The organism is Jatrophihabitans sp., assembly GCF_036389215.1.
Classification (GTDB): Bacteria; Actinomycetota; Actinomycetes; order Mycobacteriales; family Jatrophihabitantaceae; genus Jatrophihabitans_A.
This window is the reverse complement of sequence record NZ_DASVQG010000368.1, coordinates 1-21,144: the sequence shown is the minus strand read 5'-3', so window position 1 is coordinate 21,144 and position 21,144 is coordinate 1. Positions and strand designations below refer to the sequence as shown.

General features: G+C 69.8%; 18 protein-coding genes. 4 read left to right on the top strand and 14 right to left on the bottom strand.

Going from position 1 to position 21,144, the window contains the following annotated elements; translation table 11 throughout:
- Window positions 1–149: 149 nt before the first annotated feature.
- The 4 genes from treZ to VF542_RS21325 form a co-directional block, all read right to left on the bottom strand.
- Window positions 150–1,949 carry a malto-oligosyltrehalose trehalohydrolase gene (treZ, locus tag VF542_RS21340; RefSeq protein ID WP_408653717.1) on the bottom strand — a complete coding sequence of 600 codons (1,800 nt, stop codon included), beginning with the start codon at window positions 1,947–1,949 and terminating at the stop codon, window positions 150–152.
- Between the two features lie 145 nt (window positions 1,950–2,094).
- Window positions 2,095–4,443 carry a malto-oligosyltrehalose synthase gene (gene treY, locus VF542_RS21335; RefSeq protein ID WP_408653716.1) on the bottom strand — a complete coding sequence of 783 codons (2,349 nt, stop codon included), beginning with the start codon at window positions 4,441–4,443 and terminating at the stop codon, window positions 2,095–2,097.
- A complete protein-coding gene (gene glgX / locus VF542_RS21330) occupies window positions 4,440–6,563 on the bottom strand; it encodes a glycogen debranching protein GlgX (RefSeq protein WP_408653715.1) in 2,124 nt (707 codons plus the stop codon). The genes treY and glgX overlap by 4 nt, the downstream gene beginning before the upstream one ends.
- A 294-nt stretch (window positions 6,564–6,857) precedes the next feature.
- A complete protein-coding gene (locus VF542_RS21325) occupies window positions 6,858–8,108 on the bottom strand; it encodes an SPFH domain-containing protein (protein ID WP_408653714.1) in 1,251 nt (416 codons plus the stop codon).
- Window positions 8,109–8,167: 59 nt separating this feature from the next.
- Here VF542_RS21325 and VF542_RS21320 point away from each other — a divergent pair, with 59 nt between their 5' ends.
- Complete coding sequence (locus VF542_RS21320) at window positions 8,168–8,332, top strand: hypothetical protein (protein ID WP_408653713.1); 165 nt, start codon at window positions 8,168–8,170, stop codon at window positions 8,330–8,332.
- A 6-nt stretch (window positions 8,333–8,338) separates the two neighbouring features.
- Here the strand turns inward: VF542_RS21320 and VF542_RS21315 are convergent, their stop codons facing one another.
- Complete coding sequence (locus tag VF542_RS21315) at window positions 8,339–8,773, bottom strand: NfeD family protein (protein ID WP_408653712.1); 435 nt, start codon at window positions 8,771–8,773, stop codon at window positions 8,339–8,341.
- A 128-nt stretch (window positions 8,774–8,901) separates the two neighbouring features.
- Between VF542_RS21315 and VF542_RS21310 the strand changes: the two genes are divergently transcribed.
- Window positions 8,902–9,714, top strand: coding sequence for an alpha/beta fold hydrolase (locus VF542_RS21310; protein WP_408653711.1), 813 nt, complete (start codon window positions 8,902–8,904; stop codon window positions 9,712–9,714).
- On the opposite strand, the gene VF542_RS21305 is transcribed toward VF542_RS21310, so the two are convergent.
- From VF542_RS21305 to map, 4 genes are all read right to left on the bottom strand, one after another.
- Window positions 9,704–10,519, bottom strand: coding sequence for an ABC transporter permease (locus tag VF542_RS21305; protein WP_408653710.1), 816 nt, complete (start codon window positions 10,517–10,519; stop codon window positions 9,704–9,706). The two genes, VF542_RS21310 and VF542_RS21305, sit on opposite strands and share 11 nt — an antisense overlap.
- A 10-nt stretch (window positions 10,520–10,529) precedes the next feature.
- Window positions 10,530–11,447, bottom strand: a complete 918-nt coding sequence (locus VF542_RS21300) for an ABC transporter ATP-binding protein (protein ID WP_408653709.1) — start codon at window positions 11,445–11,447, stop codon at window positions 10,530–10,532.
- Complete coding sequence (locus tag VF542_RS21295) at window positions 11,447–12,550, bottom strand: transcriptional regulator (protein ID WP_408653708.1); 1,104 nt, start codon at window positions 12,548–12,550, stop codon at window positions 11,447–11,449. Before VF542_RS21295 ends, VF542_RS21300 begins: the two co-directional genes overlap by 1 nt.
- A 139-nt stretch (window positions 12,551–12,689) precedes the next feature.
- Entirely contained in the window at window positions 12,690–13,457 is a 768-nt protein-coding gene (gene map / locus VF542_RS21290) for a type I methionyl aminopeptidase (RefSeq protein WP_408653707.1), read from the bottom strand.
- A gap of 67 nt (window positions 13,458–13,524) precedes the next feature.
- On the opposite strand from map, the gene VF542_RS21285 reads away from it, so the two are divergent.
- On the top strand, window positions 13,525–13,827 hold the full coding sequence (locus VF542_RS21285; RefSeq protein ID WP_408653706.1) for a helix-turn-helix domain-containing protein: 303 nt from the start codon (window positions 13,525–13,527) through the stop codon (window positions 13,825–13,827).
- Between the two features lie 147 nt (window positions 13,828–13,974).
- Here the strand turns inward: VF542_RS21285 and VF542_RS21280 are convergent, their stop codons facing one another.
- The 5 genes from VF542_RS21280 to VF542_RS21260 all read right to left on the bottom strand — a co-directional run bounded on the left by VF542_RS21280 (window position 13,975) and on the right by VF542_RS21260 (window position 20,496).
- A complete protein-coding gene (locus VF542_RS21280) occupies window positions 13,975–14,235 on the bottom strand; it encodes a PspC domain-containing protein (RefSeq protein ID WP_408653705.1) in 261 nt (86 codons plus the stop codon).
- 404 nt (window positions 14,236–14,639) lie between these two features.
- On the bottom strand, window positions 14,640–16,112 hold the full coding sequence (locus VF542_RS21275) for a M28 family metallopeptidase (RefSeq protein WP_408653704.1): 1,473 nt from the start codon (window positions 16,110–16,112) through the stop codon (window positions 14,640–14,642).
- A gap of 148 nt (window positions 16,113–16,260) precedes the next feature.
- A complete protein-coding gene (locus VF542_RS21270) occupies window positions 16,261–17,556 on the bottom strand; it encodes an HNH endonuclease signature motif containing protein (RefSeq protein WP_408653703.1) in 1,296 nt (431 codons plus the stop codon).
- A 94-nt stretch (window positions 17,557–17,650) separates the two neighbouring features.
- On the bottom strand, window positions 17,651–18,061 hold the full coding sequence (locus tag VF542_RS21265) for a hypothetical protein (protein WP_408653702.1): 411 nt from the start codon (window positions 18,059–18,061) through the stop codon (window positions 17,651–17,653).
- Window positions 18,062–18,219: 158 nt separating this feature from the next.
- Window positions 18,220–20,496, bottom strand: coding sequence for an alpha-1,4-glucan--maltose-1-phosphate maltosyltransferase (locus VF542_RS21260; RefSeq protein WP_408653701.1), 2,277 nt, complete (start codon window positions 20,494–20,496; stop codon window positions 18,220–18,222).
- Window positions 20,497–20,587: 91 nt separating this feature from the next.
- Here VF542_RS21260 and VF542_RS21255 point away from each other — a divergent pair.
- A partial coding sequence (locus tag VF542_RS21255; RefSeq protein WP_408653700.1) for a DUF3417 domain-containing protein occupies window positions 20,588–21,144 on the top strand: 557 nt, incomplete at its 3' end.

Below are 21,144 nucleotides of genomic sequence, written 5' to 3'. Positions count from 1 at the left end.
CTCACACTCTCGATGGCTGTGCTGCTCGTCCGGCGGACTGCTCGTCCAGGAGGACCGCGCCAGCCTGGATGCAGGCCATGAAGCGAGTCTGCCACGTGCCGTAAACGCTCACGGGGGCGCTCCCGCCGGGCCGTCGGATGCCCGTCGCCTCAGCCCACCCGGACGATCGCCGCCGACTCGGCGGCCAGCCGCACGCCGTCCGGGTCGGTGTCACTGGCGTCGGTGGACAGGCCTACGGCACCGGTGGACACGCTTGCGGCGTCGGTGGCCAGCACGATCTCGCGGGCACCGGGCACCGGCACGCTCTGCTGCTCGCCGGCCAGGTTGGCCACCACCCGCAGCCCGCCGCGGTGGATCACCACCCAGTTCCGCTGCTCGTCGAAGTCCACCTCGACGGCGTCGAGCCGGGGATCGGCCAGGCCCGGCTCGTCGCGGCGCAACCGGATCAGGGTCCGGTACAGCTCCAGCATCTCGGCGTGCGCGCCGGATTCCGGCTCCGCCCAGTTCAGCACCGAGTCGTGGTAGGCGGCCGGGTCCTGCGGGTCCACCATGGCCGAGACGTCCCAGCCGTGGTCGGCGAACTCGGCCAGCCGGCCCTCGCTGACCGCCTGGGCCAGCTCCGGCTGCGGATGCGAGGTGAAGAAGGGCCACCGGGTGCTGGCCGCCCACTCCTCACCCATCCAGAGCATCGGGGTGAACGGCGAGCTGAGCAGCAGCACCGCGCCGATCTTGAGCCGGCCGGGGCTGGTGATCTCCGACAGCCGGTCACCGGCGGCCCGGTTGCCGACCTGGTCGTGGTTCTGCAGGAAGGTGACGAACCGCCAGCCAGGCACCTGCTCCCGGTCGACCGGCTTGCCGTGGTTGCGGCCGCGGAAGGAGGAGTAGGTGCCGTCGTGGAAGAACGCCCGGGTGAACACCTTGGCCAGGCTCGGCAGCGAGCCGAAGTCGGCGTAGTAGCCGTGCCGTTCACCGGAGAGCATCGCGTGCAGCACGTGGTGGACGTCGTCGTCCCACTGGGCGTCGAGCCCATAACCGCTGTTCTGATCCCCCGGGGCCCCCCGGGGAGTGATCAGCATCGGGTCGTTGAGATCGGACTCGGCGATCAGCGGCAGCGGCCGGCCGAGCTTGTCGCTGAACTCGGCCACCTCGATGGCCAGCTGCTTGAGCAGGTGGGTCTCGGAGGAGTCCACCAGGGCGTGCACCGCGTCCAGTCGCAGGCCGTCGATGTGGAAGTCGCGCAGCCACATCAGCGCGTTGTCCACGATGTAGCGGCGGACCTCCTCACTGCCGGCTGAGTCCAGGTTGACCAGGTCGCCCCAGGTGTTGCGGCCGGTCTTGAGGTAGGGCCCGAACTGGGGAAGGTAGTTGCCGCTGGGGCCGAGGTGGTTGTAGACGACGTCCAGGATCACCGCCAGGCCGCGGCCGTGGCAGGCGTCGACGAACCGCTTGAGCGCGTCCGGGCCGCCGTAGGGCTCGTGCACCGCGTACCAGGCGACCCCGTCGTATCCCCAGTTCCAGACGCCGTTGACCGCGTTCAGCGGCAGCAGCTCGACATGGGTGATGCCCAGGTCCACCAGGTGGTCCAGCCGCCCGATCGCCGAGTCCAGCGTGGCGCCCGGGGTGAAGGTGCCGACGTGCAGTTCGTAGAGCACCGAACCGGGCAGCTGCCGGCCGGCCCAGTCCGCGTCCTGCCAGGCGTGCGCGGTGTCGTCATAGACCTCGGTCAGGCCGTGAACGCCGTCTGGCAGCCGCTGCGAGCGCGGGTCCGGGACGGGGGTGTCGGAGTCGTCGAGCAGGTAGCCGTACCGGGTGCCGGGCAGCAGCTCGGCGTCCAGTTGCCACCAGCCCGGCCGGGTCGGGTCGGGGATCAGTTCCTCGGTCCGGTCGCCCTCGCTGCCGATGACCGCCCGGACCTGGCTGGCCTCCGGTGCCCACACTGCGGGTCGCATCCTCGTCCTCGCCTCGCGTTCTTGCTTCGACGCTCAGACCTGTGTGTTCAGGCCGTACCACTGCTCGTTCGTGCTCGGTCGTTCGTGCTCGGTCGTTCGGTGCTCGGTCGTTCGTGCTCGGTCGTTCGTGCTCGGTCGTTCGTGCTCAGTCGTTCGTGCCGTCCGTGGTGAGGAACGCCACCGGGTAGCGCCGCAGCAGCTCGGCCACCGCGACCTGGCCCTGATGATGCTCGCCGGTGAGCTGATCGAGGTAGCGCCCCGGCCCGAGTTCGACCGCCGTGTGCTGCCAGCCGCCGGCCCGGTGCAGGCCGACCGGCAGCCGGGTCGCCACGGCTACCGCACCGCCCCGGTCGAAGGCCACGGCGTGCTCGGCGGCCGGGCCCGAGACGGTCAGCGGGGTGTAGCTGCTGAACCACTCCGGATGCGCCCGGCGCGCGCGGAGCACCCGGCTGGTCAGCCACAGCTTGGCCGCGCCGGCCTCTTCCAGCGGTGGGCCGCTGACATCGCCGGCGTCGAAGCCGGCCAGCAACTGTCGCCGCAGCTCGAAGTCCACCGGGCGCCGGTTGTCCGGGTCGACCAGGGAGTAGTCGTAGCACTCGGTGCCCTGGTAGACGTCCGGGATCCCGGGCATGGCCAGCTGGATCAGCTTCTGGGACAGGCTGTTGGACCAGCCGTAGGGGGTGATCTCGGTGATCAGCTCATCCAGCAGCCGGTGCAGCTGCGGATCGTCATAGGCCCGGTCCACCGCCTCGTGCACCGCCGCCTCGAACCCGGCGTCCTGGTCGCGCCAGCTGGTGCCCTCGGCCGCCTCGCGCATCGCCTTCTTGGCGTAGGCGTGCATCCGGGTCCGCTCGATCCAGCCGGCGCCGGCGAAGCTCTGCCAGAGCAGGTACCCGAAAGCCTGCCGCGGGACCGGTGCGGTGCTGAGCAGCTGCTCGGCGGTGCGGTACCAGCGCTCGCGGAGTTCGGGCAGCACGGCCAGCCGGGCCCGGACGTCCTCGCTGCGCTTGGTGTCATGGGTGGACAGCGTCGTCATCGACTCCGGCAGCAACTGCTGGCGCTGCAGCTGGGCGGCATGGAACTCGGCCGGCGTGCTGCCGAAGCCACCGGGGTCACCGCCCACCTCGTTGAGGCCGACCGCCCGGTTGTAGCGGTAGTAGGCGGTGTCCTCGACACCCTTGGCCATGATCGCGCCGGTCGCCTGTTCGAACCGGATGCTGATCTCGGTGCCGGGGTCCGACAGCAGGGGAAGCAGGTTGGTGATGGTCTCCCGCAGCTCGGGCCGCCGGCTGGCGGCCAGCTCGGCGGCGGCGTCCAGCTGCTCGGCACCGATCGGGTGGTAGGAGCGGTAGACGCCGAAGGCGACAGCCAGCTCCGTCAAGGTCTGGGCGACGTCCTCGTCGCTGACCGGCAGCTTCGGTTGGGCGTGCCGGACCGCGCGGGTGATCCGCAGGATCTCGGCATGCAGGATGGTGTCGGCGACCATCCGCTTGCCCTGTTCCAGGTGGTCTGACCAGCTGCGCCGGTCGCCGGTCAGCTCGGCGTAGCGGCGGCTGACCTCGACCTCGGCCGCCGGGTCGTAGAGCAGGTTGTTCACCTCGGCCAGGGCGTCGTAGCCGGTGGTGCCCGCCACCGGCCAGCCGGCCGGCAGCCGCTCGCCGGGCTCGGTGATCTTCTCCACGGTGATCCAGCTGTCCGGCGCGGCGGCGGCCAACCAATCCAGGTACCCCGCCGGGTCGGCCAGGCCGTCCGGATGGTCGATCCGGATGCCCTGCACGTCACCGTCGCGCACCCAGCGCAGGATCTCGGCGTGGCTGGCGTCGAACACCGCCCGGTCCTCGACCCGGATGCCGGCCAGGTCCGTGACGGCGAAGAACCGGCGGTAGTTCTGCTCGTTGTCCGCGCGCCGGTAGCCGACCAGCTCGTAATGCTGGCGGGCGTGCACGTCGGCCGCGCTGTCGCCGGGCTTGACGGTGCCCTCGGCGATCGGGAACCGGTGCTCGAAGTAGCGCAGTTCGCCGTCTTCGACGCTGAGCTGGTCGTCTCCCGCGTCATCGCCGAGCACCGGCAACTTGACCCGGCCGTCGCCGGCCTTCCAGTCGACGTCGAACCAGGCCGCGTACTCCGACTCCCGGCCGTCGCGCAGCAGCTGCCACCAGGCCTCGTTCTGGGCGGCGTCGGCCACCCCCATATGGTTGGGCACGATGTCGACCACGGTCTGCAGGCCGAGCTCCCGCGCGGTCGCGGCCAGCGCCAGCCGGCCCTGCTCGCCGCCGCGCTCGGGATCGACCTGGCGGTGGCTGGTGATGTCGTAGCCGTGATCCGAGCCCGAGGTGGCCTGCAGGATCGGGGACAGGTAGATCGCCGAGATGCCCAGCGCCTGCAGGTAGTCGGCGAGTTCCGCCGCGGCCCGCAGCGGGAACTGGCCACGGATCTGCAGCCGGTAGGTGGAGCTGGGGACGGTGTTACCCGCGTCGGTGCTGCCCTGCGTCATTCGCCGAGGCTCCGCAGCACCACCATCGCCCGCGGCTGCACGGTGACGGCCGCACCGGGAAGGATGGGCTTGATGTCGGCGTACTCGTCGGAGGGGTTCACGGCGGTGTCGAGCACCACCTGCCAGGACGCGTCGTCCAACTCGGCGGGCGGGGTGAACTCGATCGCCTCGTGATGGGCTGAGAAGCACAGGATGAACGAGTCGTCGGTGACGCGGCCACCGCGGTCATCGGTGCCCGGGATGGCCTGACCGTTGAGGAACACCGCGACCGCCCGGCCGAAGCCGGAACCCCAGTCGTCCTCGGTCATCTCGGTGCCGTCCGGCCGCAGCCAGGCGATGTCGGGCAGCGGCGCTCCGGCGCCCTTCCGCTTGACCGGCCGGCCGTCGAAGAACCGGCGGCGGCGGAAGGTCGGGTGGTCCCGGCGCAACTGGGTGACCTTCTGGGTGAAGGCCATCAGGTCGGCGTCGGCATGCTCCCAGTCGATCCAGGTCAGCTTGTTGTCCTGGCAGTAACCGTTGTTGTTGCCCTTCTGGGTGCGGCCGAGTTCGTCGCCGTGGCAGATCATCGGCACGCCCTGGGACAGGAACAGCGTGGCGAGGAAGTTGCGCTGCTGACGGGCCCGCAGCTGGAGGACATCGCGCTTCCTGGTCGGGCCTTCGACGCCACAGTTCCAGGACCGGTTGTGGCTCTCGCCGTCGTTGCTGTTCTCGCCGTTGGCCTCGTTGTGCTTCTCGTTGTAGGAGACCAGGTCGCGCAGGGTGAATCCGTCGTGGGCGGTGACGAAGTTGATGCTGGCCACCGGCCGGCGCGCGGAGTGCTCGTAGAGGTCGGCCGAACCGGTCAGCCGGGCGGCGAACTCGCCGATGGTTGCCGGCTCACCGCGCCAGAAGTCGCGGACGGTGTCGCGGTACTTGCCGTTCCACTCAGTCCATTGCGGCGGGAAGTTGCCGACCTGGTAACCACCGGGGCCGATGTCCCACGGCTCGGCGATCAGCTTCACCTGGCTGACCGTCGGGTCCTGCTGGACGAGTTCGAAGAAGCTCGACAGCCGGTCGACGTCGTAGAACTCCCGGGCCAGGGTGGCGGCGAGGTCGAAGCGAAAGCCGTCGACGTGCATCTCGGTGACCCAGTAGCGCAGCGAGTCCATGATCAGCTGCAGCGAGTGCGGGTGCCGGACGTTGAGGCTGTTGCCGGTGCCGGTGTAGTCGGTGTAGTAGCGCTGGTCGCGCTCCTCCAGCCGGTAGTAGGCGGCATTGTCGATGCCGCGGAAGCTCACCGTCGGGCCCATGTGGTTGCCCTCGGCGGTGTGGTTGTAGACGACGTCCAGGATCACTTCGATGCCGGCGGCGTGCAGTGCGCGCACCATCGCCTTGAACTCCTGCACCTGGCCACCGGGGGTGGTCGAGGAGCTGTACTTGGAGTCCGGCGCCAGGAAGCCGATGGTGTTGTAGCCCCAGTAGTTGGTCAGGCCCCGTTCGAGCAGGATGGCGTCGTTGGCGAAGTGGTGCACCGGCATCAGCTCGATGGCGGTCACCCCCATCGACTGCAGGTGCTCGATGATCACCGGGTGTGCCACCCCGGCGTAGGTGCCGCGCAGTTCCTCGGGCAGGTCCGGGTGCCGCTGGGTGAGGCCCTTGACGTGCGCCTCGTAGATCACGGTGTCGGCGTACTGCCGGGTCGGCGGCCGGTCGATGCCCCAGTCGAAGTACGGGTTGATCACCACCGACTTGGGCATGTGCGGGGCCGAGTCCTCGTCGTTGCGGCTGTCCGGGTCGCCGAAGTTGTAGCCGAACAGCGACTGGTGCCAGTCGAACTGGCCGTGGATCGCCTTGGAGTAAGGGTCCAGCAGCAGCTTGTTCGGGTTGCACCGCTGGCCGTGCTCGGGGGTGTGCGGGCCGTGCACCCGGTAGCCGTAGAGCTGACCCGGCTCGACGCCCGGGATGAAGGCGTGCCACACCAGGCCGTCCACCTCGGGCAGGTCGATCCGGGTCTCGGTGCCGTCCACGCCGAAGAGGCATAGTTCTACTCGTGCGGCGACCTCGCTGAACAGCGCGAAGTTGGTGCCTGAACCGTCGTAGGTCGCACCAAGCGGGTAAGCGGTGCCTGGCCAGATCTGCATGTCGTCCCCTCGAATCGCACAACGCCGAGACCTTCAGCGTGGGCTGGTGCTCGCACTTGGCCAGGCGAGCGGTGGGCTCGTGCTTGGCACGGAGCACCGAGGTTTGAGTCTAGCCGAGCGACGGAACGGCACCGGACCGCCTCAAGGCGCGACGAGGCTCAGGCCCGGTCCATACCATCCGGAACCGTGCCGCTGACGGCGGCTGCGCGTGCCGTCGGCCTGGCAGAGGCGAGTGGTATCGCGGTCCGGGCGGTATGGCCGTCCGAGGGCTGGTGCGGCTTCGACCGGCAGCTGCTAGGCGTTGTCGGGGTGGCTCGAGCGGTAGTCGGGCTCGGCGCCGTTGATCGACGTCGCACCGGTGGCATCGGCAAGCGGCGCGGCATCGATGGCGGCTGGTGCCCCCAGTCCCTGGTGCGCCAGCACCGATTGCGGGTCGTCGTCGGAGGCGCGCAGGTTGGCGGCCTCGGGCTGCAGGGCAGCCGGTGGCAGGTTCGAGTCGAACCAGCCGTCGGTGTCGATCTTCTCAGCGGTGCCGGTGCCGGAGCCGGTGCTCGTCGCGGCCAGCCAGCTGGGCGTCGAGCCGCCGGACTCAGAACCAGAACCCGATCCGCCCACCGCGCCGGCCATGCCGGCCAGCCCTTCCAGCGCCTTGGAGAACTCGCTCGGCACGATCCACATCTTGTTCGCGTCGCCCTGCGCGATCTGCGGCAGCGTCTGCAGGTACTGGTAGGCCAGCAGTGCCGGGTCCGGCTTGGCGGCGTGGATGGCGTTGAAGGTGGTCTCGATGGCCTTGGCCTGGCCCTGGGCGGTGAGGTAACGCGCCGCCCGGTCGCCCTCGGCACGCAGGATCCGGGACTGCCGCTCGGCCTCGGCCGACAGGATCGCGGCGGTCTTGGCGCCCTCGGCGGCCAGGATCTGTGCCGCCTTCTGGCCCTCGGCGGTCTTGATCGCCGATTCCCGCTGACCCTCGGCCGACAGGATGATGGCGCGCTTGTCGCGGTCGGCGCGCATCTGCTTCTCCATCGCGTCCCGGATCGAGGCCGGCGGCTCGATGGCCTTGATCTCCACCCGGGCGACCCGGATTCCCCAGGGGCCGGTGGCCTCGTCCAGCACCCCGCGCAGCTGGGTGTTGATGCCGTCCCGGCTGGTCAGGGTCTGCTCCAGGTTCAGCGACCCGACGACGTTGCGCAGCGTGGTGATGGTCAGCTGCTCGACCGCCTGGATGTAGTTCTGGATCTCATACGTCGCCGCCCGTGGGTCGGTGACCTGGAAGTAGATCACCGAGTCGATGCCGACGGTCAGGTTGTCGGAGGTGATGACCGGCTGCGGCGGAAAGCTGACCACCTGCTCGCGCATGTCGATCAGCGGGCGCATCCGGTCCACGAAGGGCACCAGCACCGCCACCCCCGGCCCCTGGGTGCGGGTGTAACGCCCGAGTCGCTCGACCACGGCCGCGCGGGCCTGCGGGACGATCCGCACGCTGCGCAGCAAGGTGACGACCGCGAGCACCGCGATGATCAGGAACGCGAACAGGATCGCATCCATGCCGATTCTCCTTGTGATTGTGGAGATTTCTGATGTGAGACTTCCATGTGGAGATGTCTGTGGCGGTGGAGCTGTCAGTGGCGGTGGAGATATCGGTGGCGGTGGAGATATCGGTGGCGGTGGAGCTGTCAGTGGCGGTGGAGATATCCCTGGCGGTGGAGCTGTCAGTGGCGGTGGAGATATCCCTGGTGGTGCAGGTATGGAGGTGTCGGCCCGGCGTTTGATACCGGTTAGCGAGAACTGTCCCAGACGACCGCGGTGGCACCGCTGATCTCGATCACCTGGACGCTGCTGCCGACCGGGATCACCTGGGTCTCGTCGTAGGCACGGGCCGACCACTCGCTGCCGCCCAGCCGGACCCGGCCGTCGCGGGCATCGACCTTGCTGGTGACGACCGCCTGGGTGCCGATCAGCGCGTCGATGCCGGTACGGGCGGTCCCGCTGCCGGTCAGGTGCCGCTTGGCGACCGGCCGCAGGAACAGCAGCAGGGCCAGTGCGCCGGCGACGGCGATCGCGATCTGGACGGCCGGCGGCGCGCCGGCCGCGGCGCTGATTCCGCCCGCCGCGGCTCCACCGGCGCACATGATCAGCACCAGGTCCAGCGACAGCGATTCTGCGCCGGCCAGCACGGCGGCCAGGATCAGCCAGATCAACCAGGCTTGCATGAGCACATCGAACCACGCGACCGAGCCGTCCGGTACGGCGTTTGCCCGATACCGACCATCTCGTTATACCTGGATGGCCGCGGTACGGGTCACGCACCGCGCCTCCAGGGGTGCCCCACAATGAAGCGGTGTTCAGCTCGCTGGCTCCGGCCCGCCGACGCCTGGTGCTCGGCTGCTGTGCCGCCGTCCTGATCGCGCTGGTCGCGGGGCTGGTCGTGGCGCTGGCCCGGGGTACCGGCCGGAGCAGCCCGCGGGCGGTACCGCAGAACCTTCCCGGCCCGGTGCTGCTGGTGCCTGGCTACGGCGGCTCCACCAGCGGGCTCGGCGTGCTGGCGGCGCGGTTGCGCGAGCAGGGCAAGGACGTCGAGGTCGTCAGCCTGCCCGGCAACGCCCAGGGTGACCTGGCCGCCCAGGCCCGGGTACTGGCCGCCGCCGCTCGGGACGCGATCGCCCGGACCGGTGCGCCGTCGGTGGACGTGGTGGGCTACTCGGCCGGCGGCGTGGTGGCCAGGCTGTGGCTGGACCAGGCCCGCGGGTCCGCGCCGGTGCGGCGGGTGGTCACCCTGGGCTCGCCGCAGCACGGCACCGACCTGGCCAGCCTCGGCGCGCTGTTCGCCGGCCAGTGCCCGACTGCCTGCCGGCAGCTCGACCCGGCCAGTGACCTGCTCGCCGGCCTGAACGCCGGCTCGGGCAGCGAGGTGCCGGCCGGCCCGGCGTTCGTCTCGCTGTGGACCCGGAACGACGAGGTGGTCATCCCGCCCAGCTCGGCCGTGCTCGCCGGCGGCATCAACATCGAGATCCAGAGCGTCTGCCCGGCCTCGGCGGTGAGCCACTCGCAGCTGCCCAGTGATCCGCTGGTGGTCGCCATGGTGGCCGCCGAACTGCAACCGTCGCCGCCGGTGCAGCTGGGCACCGGCGACTGCGCCCGGCTCAGCTCGTGACGTCCTTGGTGGTGAAGTTCGCCCAGGCGGCACCCAGCAGAACCGCGACGTAGACGCCCTGCAGCGCCACCCCGCGCAGCACGTTCCGCCACAGGATCGGGTCGCGGAACAGGTCGATGAACGACAGCCAGTACCGGGTCGGCAGGTAGGGCTGCAGCGCGCGGGAGGCATCGATGGTCAGCAGCAGCGAGGACCCGATCAGGATCGCCAGGGCGCCCATGGTGGCCGACAGCGCCGAGTCGGTCACGGTCGACAGGAACAGCGCGACCGCGGCGACGCCGAGCATCGAGAACGCCACGTAGCCGATCGCGAGCGCGGTCCGGCCGGCGATCTGGTTCGCCGTCAGGCTGGTGCCCGAGACGCTGGTGACCGCGGCTGACAGCGGCTGGTTGCCGAGCAGCAGCCGGCCGACGAAGTAGCCGGTCCCGGCCACCACCAGCACCGCCACGCAGACGAAGGCGAACACCGAGACCAGCTTGGAGACCAGCAGCCTGGTACGCCCGACCGGCCGGATCAGCAGGTAGCGCAGCGTGCCGCTCTGGGCTTCGCCGGCGATGGTGTCACCGGCCACCACCGCCACCGCGACCGGCAGGAACAGCGGCAGCACGATGGCCAGCGCCGCGACGGCGAACAGCGAGCCGTTGGACAGCACCGCTGACAGGAACGCCGGTCCCTGGCCGGGGCGCGGGCCGATCCCGGTGATGGCCAGCAGGATCGCCACGATGGTCGGCAGCGCGTCGAGCAGGCCGATCGTCATCCAGGTCCGGGGCCGGCGGAACAGCTTGAGCAGCTCGACTTGGATCATCTGAGGGTGATCACCCGCCCTCCACCCGGTCGGCACTCGGCCCGGTCAGCTCCAGCACCGTCTGTTCCAGGCTGCGCCGTTCGGGCCCCAGCTCGCGGACCCGGATGCCCTGGGAGACCAGCAGGGCGTTGAGCGCCGCTGGGTCATCGCCACGCACCAGCAGCGTCTCGCCGTCGCGGTGCTCGACCCGGCCGTTGAGCAGTGCCAGCGCCGCCGTGGCGTCCGGGGTGCGGACCAGGGTGCGCCCGGTCGGTGCCTGCAACTCCTCGAGCTGGGCCTGCACGATCAGCCGGCCCCGGTCCAGCACGCCCACCCGGGTGCACAGCTGCTCCACCTCGGCCAGCAGGTGACTGGACAGGAAGATCGTCGTGCCGCAGGCGTGCAGGTGCAGCAGCAGGTCCCGGATCTCGCGGATGCCCTGCGGGTCCAGGCCGTTGGTCGGCTCGTCCAGCACCAGCAGCCGGGGCTTGCGCAGCAGGGCCGCCGCCAGGCCCAGCCGCTGCCGCATCCCGAGCGAGTACGCCTTGACCGGCCGCCGGCCGACCCCGCTCAGGCCCACCTGCTCCAGCGCCTGGGCCACCCGCTCGGCGCGGTCCCGGCGAGCGCCGCGAGCCCGGCGCGAGCCGCTGCCGTCGAGCAGTTCCAGGTTCGCGCGGCCGGACAGGTGACCGTAGGCGCCGGGTCCCTCCACCATCGCCCCGACCTGGTCGAGCACCCGGCCGGCCGCCGCCGGGATCGGCTGTCCGAGCAGTTCGATGCTGCCCGAGGTCGCCATCACCAGGCCCAGCAACATCCGCACCGTGGTGGTCTTGCCCGAGCCGTTCGCGCCGAGGAAGCCGTAGATGTCACCGGGCCGGACGTCGAGGTCCACCGAATCGACCGCGGTCAGCGAGCCGAACCGCTTGGTCAGGGCGTGCGTGCGGATCATCAGCTCAGCCCGGGATGGTCGGGCAGCTGAGCGGCGGCCGCGGTCAGCGTGTCGGCGGTGACGGTGCCTACCAGCAACCAGGCCGAGTCGGGCCGGGCGGGCGAGGACAGCATCAGGTTCAGCGGGCCGATCGACAGGCTGAGCCGGGGCTCGCCCGGTTCGGCGCCGGTGGCCTCGGCCAGCTCGCGGCTGAGGGAGTAGGCGACCCCGCCGGGCAGCGGCACCGCGACCAGTTCGGTGACCCCCCGGCCGTACACCCCGACACTGCCGAGTCCCGGCAGCTGCCGGTTGCGGTCCAGCCCGGCCAGCCGGTCCGGCGGCGCTACCGCGAACAGCTGGTCGATGGCGGTGACCAGGTCCCGCGACGCCCGATCGGACAGCCGGGCATCGACCGGCGGGTTGAAGGCGGTGACGGCTGCCGGCGGCTCGATGGGGGAGAAGTCCAGGAAGGAGCTGGCCATGGCGGGGGCGCCGGGCTGCTTGCCGCGGACCTCGACCCGCAGCGGCAGCCCCGTCCCGGGGTCGGCCCAGACGTCGACGCGGGAGATGCTGCTGACGGCCTGGTCCGGGGTGATCCGCAGTCCCGGCGCGCTGCGGCCGGCGACCCGGGCGGAGGAGATCCGGGTGGCCTCGCCGGGCTGGGCCTGGCTCAGCAGCCGGCGGCCGAGTTCGGGTGGCAACAGGTCGGCCGCGGTCGGCAACCGGACCTGCGGTGCCACCGGCGAGCCGGTCCGGTCCACCGTGTTCGACTCGTAGTTCCAGGACCAGTCGCCGTATTCGTCATGGTGGAGATCGGTCTCGCCGGCGAAGCTGATCGCGTCGACCCGCCAGTTCACGCTGGAGCGGTACCAGACCCTCAGCTGCGTGCGACCGCCGAACAGGTCCGCGACCGAGCCGAACCGGCTCGTCACCGGCAGCGCCAGGCCGCCGGTCGATTCGGCATAGCCGCTGTAGGGGCGACCGGCCGAGGACGTGATCCGGCGCAGCAACTCAGGGGCCGAGATATCACGGGTCCTGGCAGGCAGCGCGGCGACCACCGACGGCAGCGCGGCCAGTACCGCGGTGCCGGCCAGCACCGCGAGCCAACGCCGAACAGAGGTCACTCCTCACCGTACGTCAGGCCGTTGCCATCGGTTCGATCATCGCCCGCGCTGAGCACCCGATGGCCCGCCAGCGGGACCGCGAAACGGGTCCGGCGTTGCCCAGGCGAAGTGCGGCTGGCTCTGACCCGCGGCTGCTCCGCTACGGCACGGTGAGGATTTCGGCTCCGCCGTCGGTGATAGCGATCGTGTGCTCACTGTGCGCGGTGCGGCAGCCGGTCGCGCTTCGAAGCGTCCAGCCGTCGGCATCGGTGACGAGTTCGGCGGTGTCGGCCATGACCCACGGCTCCAATGCCAGCAGCAGCCCGGGGCGCAGTCTGTAGCCACGGCCGGGACGCCCGGCGTTCGGAACGTGCGGGTCCTGGTGCATCGTCGAGCCGACGCCATGACCTCCGAACTGGGTGTTGACGGGATACCCCGCCTCGCTGAGGACGGAGCCGATGGCATGGGAGACGTCACCGATGCGAGCTCCGGGCCGGGCAGCGGCGATCCCCGCGCGCAACGCCCGTTCGGTCGCGCTGATCATCGCAACGCTTTCCGGGGGCTGCGCGTCGCCCACGATGAAGCTGATGGCGGAGTCTGCGACGACTCCTTCTTTGGACACGGCGAGGTCGAGCGACAGCAGATCGCCATCGGCAAGGGCGTAGTCGTGTGGCAGCCCGTGGAGTACGGCGTCGTTGACCGACGTGCAGATGTAGTGGCCGAACGGCCCGCGTCCGAAGGACGGCGCGTAATCGACATAGCAGGACTGCGCCCCTGCCTCGGCAATCATGCTTTCGGCCCACCGGTCGATGTCACGGAGGTTCGTTCCGACTGTGCTGCGGGTCTTGAGCGTCTGCAGGATGTCGGCGACCAGCGCACCGGCCTTCTTCGCCCGGGGCAGTTCCGTGGGACGCAGGATCTCGATCATGCGGCACCTCCCCTGCGGTGACCAATAAATATGCCGGTCATAGTATCCCGGTACTAGAATAGGCAACATGGTCAGGTTGCCGCTCACCCCCGCGGAGGTCGAGCGCGGGCAGCGCCTCGGTGCGCTCCTGCGTCGCGCCAGGGGGGAGCGCTCGATGCTCGTCACCGCGCTGGACGCGCGCGTATCACCGGAGACCCTCCGGAAGATCGAGACCGGCAGGGTGGCCACCCCTGCCTTCCCGACCATCGCGGCTATCGCCGATGTCCTCGGCCTCTCCCTCGATGCGGTGTGGGCCGAGATCAACGAGTCGGACGCTGCGGTCCAGCCGAACAGTTCCGGTCGCACCATGCGCGAGCGATTGAGCTCATAGGCTCGGGCTCGGGCTCGGGCTCGGGCTCGGGCTCGGGCTCGGGCTCGGCCTCGGCCTCGCAGTCGAGCCGCCGTTGCGCCCATCCGCTTCTGGAGCCCGCCCGCAAGCTCCTTAACCGTTGCTAGGCAGCCGGTGGTTCAACCGTTGCTAGGCAGCCGGTGAGGTCGGCGTCGCGGTGGGAACACCTACCTCGCCGGGCAGGTCTTTCGGCATCACGATCCAGAGGATGGGATAGAGCAGCACCTGGCAGCCGGGAAGCACCAGCAGGAGCAGGAGGAACAGCAGCCGAGCCGGCCACGGGTCCAGGCCGATCCTGCGGCCGAGTCCTGCGCAGACTCCGCCGAGGATGCGTCCTTCGCTCGGACGGCTGAGCCCGTGGCTCCGGAACAGGTTGTGGATGGACCCCATGATGTTGTTTCCCCTTCGAATGCTGGCCGGTAGGCCCGTGCCGCGCGGTGCGGCTCGATGTACCAAGCATCGATCGAGGAAGGCTCTTCGACATCGGGAACGGCCCTGAGAATCACCCTCGCTTTCCTCGCCGGCGGGTCAGGGTCAGGGGAGGGTTGCCACCCGCACCGCATGACCTTGCCCAGGTCCAGGCCGAACTTGGACCGCCGCCGAGCTTCCGCGCCGCCGAGCTTCCCCGCCGGCGAGCTTCGCCGCAGCCGAGCTTCACCGCCGGCGAGCTTCGCCGCAGCCGAGCTTCGCCGCAGCCGCGGCGCGCCCCCCGGCAGAGGTGGCGGGGTGCGTCGAAGGCGGTGCCTAGTGGTCAGCCCGCAGGATGTGGTCGGGTGGCTGGTTCGGGTGCTGCCTCAGGTCGGCTTCGGGAAGGGGAACGTGGCCGGGCTGCGGTGACCGGTCCGGTCCACCGCGCGCACGCCGAAGATCACGTTGTCCTTGGACAGCTTGATGGTTGCTTGCGTGGTGTCTCCCACTTTGATGACATGCGTCCAGAACGGCGCGGTGGTCGGGCGCCAGACCACCTCGTAGCCGGCGAGGTCGGCATCGGTGCCGCGGCTCCAGAGCAAGACGGTGTCGTTGGTCAGGACGGTGGCGTCGATGTACACGTTCTTCGGCGTACCGGGTCCCTGAGCCAGTGACCACAGGGCTGCCGCGTTCGTCTTGGCCACCCGCGCGATATAGCCGAAGTCGCAGAACCGCGGCAGGTCACCGAACTGGACCCCGTTCTCCACCCGGACGTCCTGATGCTGATGGGCGAAGTTCTCCCTGGGTTCGGTGAATCGTGCCGCCGGGAAACCCTGTTGCAAGAAGGGCCTGTGGTCGCCACCACGAAGGTAGCGGTCCAGGCGGTAGATGACCCGCACCCGTGCGTGGGTGGCGTGGGGATCGGCGACCTCGGTCACGAACCGGGCCAGCTCGCGGGCCGGCGAGTCGTTCTCGCCGCCGATCGACAGCCGCGTCGCCGCCGTCACCGGATCCTCACTCGGCGGGATGCCTTGGGCGAACAACCGAACACTGCGCCGGTCGCGGGTACCGTCGTCGCCGCGGCTGCTGCCGACGATGTCGTTGGTGAACATGCCCTGGACGTCGGCGCCGGCGTCCTTGAGTTGCTGGGCCAGGAATGTCGATCCGTACAAGCCCTGCTCCTCACCGGCGACAGCGGCGAAGATGATCGTCGCCTGCGGCCGGCGGGTGGCCATGACCCGGGCCAGTTCCATCGACACCGCAACCCCGGAGGCGTCATCGTCGGCACCGGGGGCGTCACTGGTGAAGTCCATGACGTCGGTGACGCGCGAGTCGTAGTGACCTGTGACGACATAGACCCGGTTGGGGTCGGTGGAGCCGCGCAGCGTCGCGACCACGTTGCTGATCCGCGTCGGGGTGGGTATCCGCGACGCCGGCTGCTGGATGTAGGACGGCACCGTGACGGTCATCCGACCGCCGGACCTGGCCGCGTACCGGCGCAGCTCGGCTGCGATCCAGTCGCGGGCGGCTCCGATCCCGCGGTGCGGGTCGGTCTGGGAGGACAACGTATGCCGGGTTCCGAAGGAGACCAACTTGCGTATGGTCGCCTCGATCCGGTCCTCGTCGATCTCGGCGAGAATCGCCCGCAGTTCCCGATCCGGTCGCTGCGGTCTGATGCGGGCGCCCGGGCCGGAAGGCCAGTGGGTACTGGGAACGTAGTCATCATCGTCCCAGTCCTCGGCGTTCGCCGTCGCAGGCAACAACTGGGAGCCGACGGCTCCGGCGGCGACCGCCGCCGACCCGGTCAGAAAGGCTCGACGGCTGGCAGCCGAGCGTCGGGTTTGCTGCGGATCGTTCATGTGGAAACCCCCTTGTTCACCGGCGCAATGGCGCCCGATTCCCACACAACCACCAGCCTTCGGAATGTCAATACGAGCGGCTCGGTGGTGCGCGCCAGCCGGCCAATCCGGCAAGCAGCGGCGGGCCTGCCGGCGCGGCCCGGCCGCCTCATCGCATGCTGATCCGGTCGTTACGTCTGGGTGTCCGAGTGGGATCGAGCCAGGCCGGCGGGAGGAACCAGGGCACGCCGTCGCGCATGGCGATCTGCCAGCCGCCGGTGTCGATCCGGTCATGGTGGTGGTCGCACAGCAGCACCAGGTTGCTCAGATCGGTCTGGCCGCCCTCCGACCATGGCACCACGTGATGTTTCTCCGTCCATTCCGGGGGATCGGTGCAGCCCGGGAAAGCGCAGCCCTTGTCCCGGGCGACCAGCACCAAGGTCTGCTTCTCGGTGGCGCATCGCTGGGTCGTGCCGTAGTTGAGGATCCCGCCCTTGCTGTTGTGCACCACCCAGGCGATGCAGGCCTGATCGGCAATCCGCAGTGCCTGGTCGACGGACATCTTCTGCCCGTAGCTGGTAGCCGCAAGGCCGGTTCGAGTTTCGAACTGCTCCACGGTCATGGTGATCAGCACCGTCGCGGGCAGGCCTGCCGACCTCGGAAGTTCCGCTGACCGTTGGGCGATCTTGAGCACCGACCCGAACGCGTCATGCATGCGCTGCCCGGCGGTGCGCTGGTCGTGCTCACCATCGGAGGAGGGTTTGGGCGCGGCCAGCGAATGCAGGACGGCGAGTGCCAGAGCGGCCGTCTCGGTATCCAGGTCCGCGGTGAGCCGGTGCATCCCTTCGCCATTCGGCACGCAGCTCAAGAACCGGCGCCGCTGCTGCCACCGCTCGTCGGCCAGCGTGCCGTCCGGTAGCAGGGTGTCCAGCAGTTGCTTGGCGATCCCGGCGAGGGAGCCGGCGTCGAAGAGCTCGGCCTGCTCGACCAGGAACGTCTCGGCCTTGGCCAACTCCTCGACGGGCAGCGAGGTGCCGCGCAGCTTGCCCAGGCAGCCGATGATCACCTCTGCCTGCCGTGCCGACACCACCCCGTCGGCGCGGGCGGCGGCCAGCGCCGGCAGCAGCGGCTCGCCGATCTCGCCGGTCAGCTGCACCCGCACGCCGAGCTCGTGGGCGTGCCTGACCCGCGGCCCGCTCTCTGCCGGCGCCAGATTGAGCAGTCCCGCAACGAACTGGCTGGTGCTCCGCAGCACGTACCGAGCGGGGATGCCGCGGGCTTCCAACTCGGGGATCGTGACGTTGTCGAGGGCCTCGACCTTGCGGCGAAGCTTCTCCACGGTCCGGATCAGCTCCAACAACTGGGTCTCCTCAAGCGCCGACAGATCGGCGGAGATCAGCTCGGACACGGCAGCCAGCGCGGCCTCGGCCAAAGCCGGCACCTCACCCGCCAACGCCGTCGTCATACCTGAAACCTAGACCAAGGGTACGACAGGATCGAACCATCAAACCCTTACCAATAAAGGTAAATACGTACGCGATGTATGCGCGATGTACCGCTCACCTGATGGCGGCGCACGCGCTTCGCCGGAACTCCTCGACGCTGTCGACCTTGTAGACGTCGCCACCCGAGTTCGTACCCGACCAGTGCATCACGTGATCCGGTGTCAGCGTCGACAGCTTCTCCAGGGTGAACGAGACACCCGCGGCCGACGATGAATTGTCAGAGGTCCAGCCGTACAACGTGTAGTCGGTGGCGGGCAGCAGCCCGGCCAGCGGCGGATCGGCCTTCCACCCGCTCGGCGGGGACCCGAGCGTCCATGACGTGAAGTCGGTGACATGATTCGGCGCCGTCCATGAGCCGAGATGGTCCTCTTGCTCGTGATACAGCGTCGCGCCGTCGACGTGGTGGCTGCAGACGCGGAGATACCCGACGATCCGCCCACCGGCGTCAACTCCGATGCCAGCCACGGCGTGCGTGGGGACGGTGCATCCGGTAGTGAGCAACGTCGCGACCAGGACAATCACCGAGAAGAGCCCTAATGAGCCACGCCGCATGCGCCGAGCCTAAAGCTGCCGATCGTGGGACCGGGCCGCTGTGACCAACTTGTGCCGTTACCAGCCCACCACTAAATGCGCCGCCGGACGTGGAAGATATGCGACGGCTCGTAGGGGGTGAGCCGGACGAAGTTGTGCTCGCCCCACTCGTAATTGGCGCCGCTGAGCAGGTCGGCCACCGGGAAGGTCTCGTCCCAGCCGATGCCGAGCTCGTTCAGTCGCAGGTGCACCCAGCCCTCGCGGATGTTGTGCGGGTCCATCGAGCAGACCACCAGGATGGTGTCGCCGGTCGCGGTGTCGCGCTTGGAGAACACCAGGATGCCGTCGTTCTCGCTGGTGTGCAGCCGCAGGTTGCGCAACTGGTGCAGCGACGGATGCGCTCGCCGGATCTCGTTGAGCCGCTTCAGGAACGGTGCCAACGACTCGCCGCGATCCATCGCGCCCTGCAGGTCCCGGGGCCGCAGCTGGTACTTCTCGGAGTTCAGGTACTCCTCGCTGCCCGGACGCACCGGAACGTTCTCATACAGCTCGTAGCCGGAGTAGATGCCGTAGGCCGGGGCCATCATGCTCGCCAGCACCGCCCGGATCGCGAACGCCGACCGGCCGCCATGGACCAGGAACTCGTTGAGGATGTCGGGGGTGTTGGGGAAGAAGTTCGGCCGCATGTAGTCCGACGCGGCAACCAGTTCCTCGCCGTACCGGCCCAGCTCCCAGGCGGTGTTGCGCCAGGTGAAGTAGGTGTAGCTCTGGGTGAAGCCGATCCTGGCGAGTTCGTGCATCATCGCCGGACGGGTGAAGGCCTCGGCCAGGAAGATGACCTCGGGGTGCTGGGACTTGACGGTGCCGATCAGCCACTGCCAGAAGTTCAACGGCTTGGTGTGCGGGTTGTCGACCCGGAAGATCTTCACCCCGCGCGAGATCCACAGCAGCGTGATCCGCAGCACCTCGGCGTACAGGCCGGCCGGGTCGTTGTCGAAGTTGAGCGGGTAGATGTCCTGGTACTTCTTCGGCGGGTTCTCCGCGTAGGCGATGGTGCCGTCGGGCAGCGTGGTGAACCACTCCGGATGCTCGCTGACCCACGGGTGGTCCGGCGCGCACTGCAGCGCCAGGTCCAGCGCCACCTCGAGGCCGAGTTCCCGGGCCCGGTTCATGAAGGCGGCGAAGTCCGCCGCGGTGCCCAGTTCCGGATGGATGGCGTCGTGGCCGCCCTCGGCCGAGCCGATCGCCCACGGCGAGCCGGTGTCGGTCGGCTTGGCGTTCAGGGTGTTGTTAGGGCCCTTGCGGTTGACCCGGCCGATCGGGTGGATCGGCGGCAGGTAGACCACGTCGAAGAGCAGGTCGGCCACGTAGTCCAGATGCTTGGTGGCGTCGGCGAAGGTGCCGTGCCGCAGCGGGCGGGCCGGGTCGTCGGGATCGTTGGCCAGTTCGGCGCCGATCGAGCGCGGGAAGAACTCATACCACGCGCCGTAGAGCGCGCGCTCCCGGTCCACGAAGACGCTGTAGCGGGGTGAGCGGGTGATCAGCTCCCGCACCGGGTGGTCCTGGGCCAGCGCGCGGGCCTCCCTGCTCATCGCGCGGGTGATCCGCAGCGGCACGTCAGCCTGGGTCCGGCGCAGGTCATCGGCCACCGCGCGCGCCAGTTCGGCGGCTTCCGGGTCGGCACCGGCGACGATGATGTCGGCCGTTGCCGCTCTCGCCGAATTCAGGCCTTTGCCGACGGCGGTGTTGGAGCCCGCGGCGGCCGGGGACTTGCCTGCTTCATCCGGAACAGCTTCGGGCCTGGTGGCGGAGTCGGACCGGGCCGCGACGTCGGACTTCGTCGCCGCCCTCGCACCCGCCGACACCGCGCCTGCGGACACCGCCCCTGCCGGCACCGCCCCTGCCGGCACCGCCCCTGCCGGCACCGCGCCTGCCGACACCCCGTCCGCCGATCCGTCCCCGGGCCCGCTCAGCGCGTCGGCGATCCGGTCGAACAGCCGGGCGCCGATCTCCAGGTCGTTGGCCAGCTCCTCGGCGCTCTGCCCAGCGTCGACCTTGACCTCGACGTTGTGGTACCAGGTCCCCAGCGGGTCGCCCCAGGCCTCGACGACGTAGGTCCAGGTGTCGCTGCTGTCGGGCACCACCTCGGTCCGCCACCGGTCGGTGCCACCCCCGAGCGGACGCATCCGGTTGAAACCGGCCTGCGCACCGGACGGTGAGCGCCACACCACCGAGGCCGCGACGGCGTCGTGGCCCTCCCGGAAGACCGTCGCCTCGATGCCGACCGGCTCACCCACCACCGCCCGCGAGGGCAGCTCGCCGTGCGCGATCACCGGATGTAATGAGCTCAGTCCTATGCGTCCGACCACGAGACCCACCGTATCGTCCCCGGGCGGGCATCGTGTAGTCGAGCATGGGCGTGGTCTGTAAGCGCTATCGAGTGCCGCTATCGTGTAGGGAATGAAGGCATTACGACGGCTGACTGTCCGCGCGGCGCTGCCGGCACCGTTGGCCCCGCTGGGTGACATCGTGGCGAACCTGCGGTGGTCCTGGCATCCCGACTCGCTGGACCTGCTCGAATCGGTCGATCCCGAGCTCTGGTCCGAATGCAACGCCGACCCGGCCCGGCTGCTGGGCGGTGTCAGCACCGACCGGCTGGTGGCCCTGGCCAAGGACCGCAAGTTCCTGCGCCGGCTGCAGGACGTCTCCGACGACCTGCGCGACTACCTCGAGCAGCCGCGCTGGTACCAGCGCCAGCAGGAAGCCGAACCCGGCACGTTGCCGTCCTCGGTGGCCTACTTCTCGCCCGAGTTCGGGATCACCGAGGTGCTGCCGCAGTACTCGGGCGGCCTCGGGATCCTCGCGGGCGACCACCTGAAGTCCGCGAGCGACCTCGGCGTGCCCATCGTCGGCGTCGGCCTGCTCTACCGGCAGGGCTACTTCCGCCAGTCCCTGAACGCCGCCGGCTGGCAGCAGGAGACGTACCCGCTGCTCGACCCGAACGCGCTGCCGCTGAC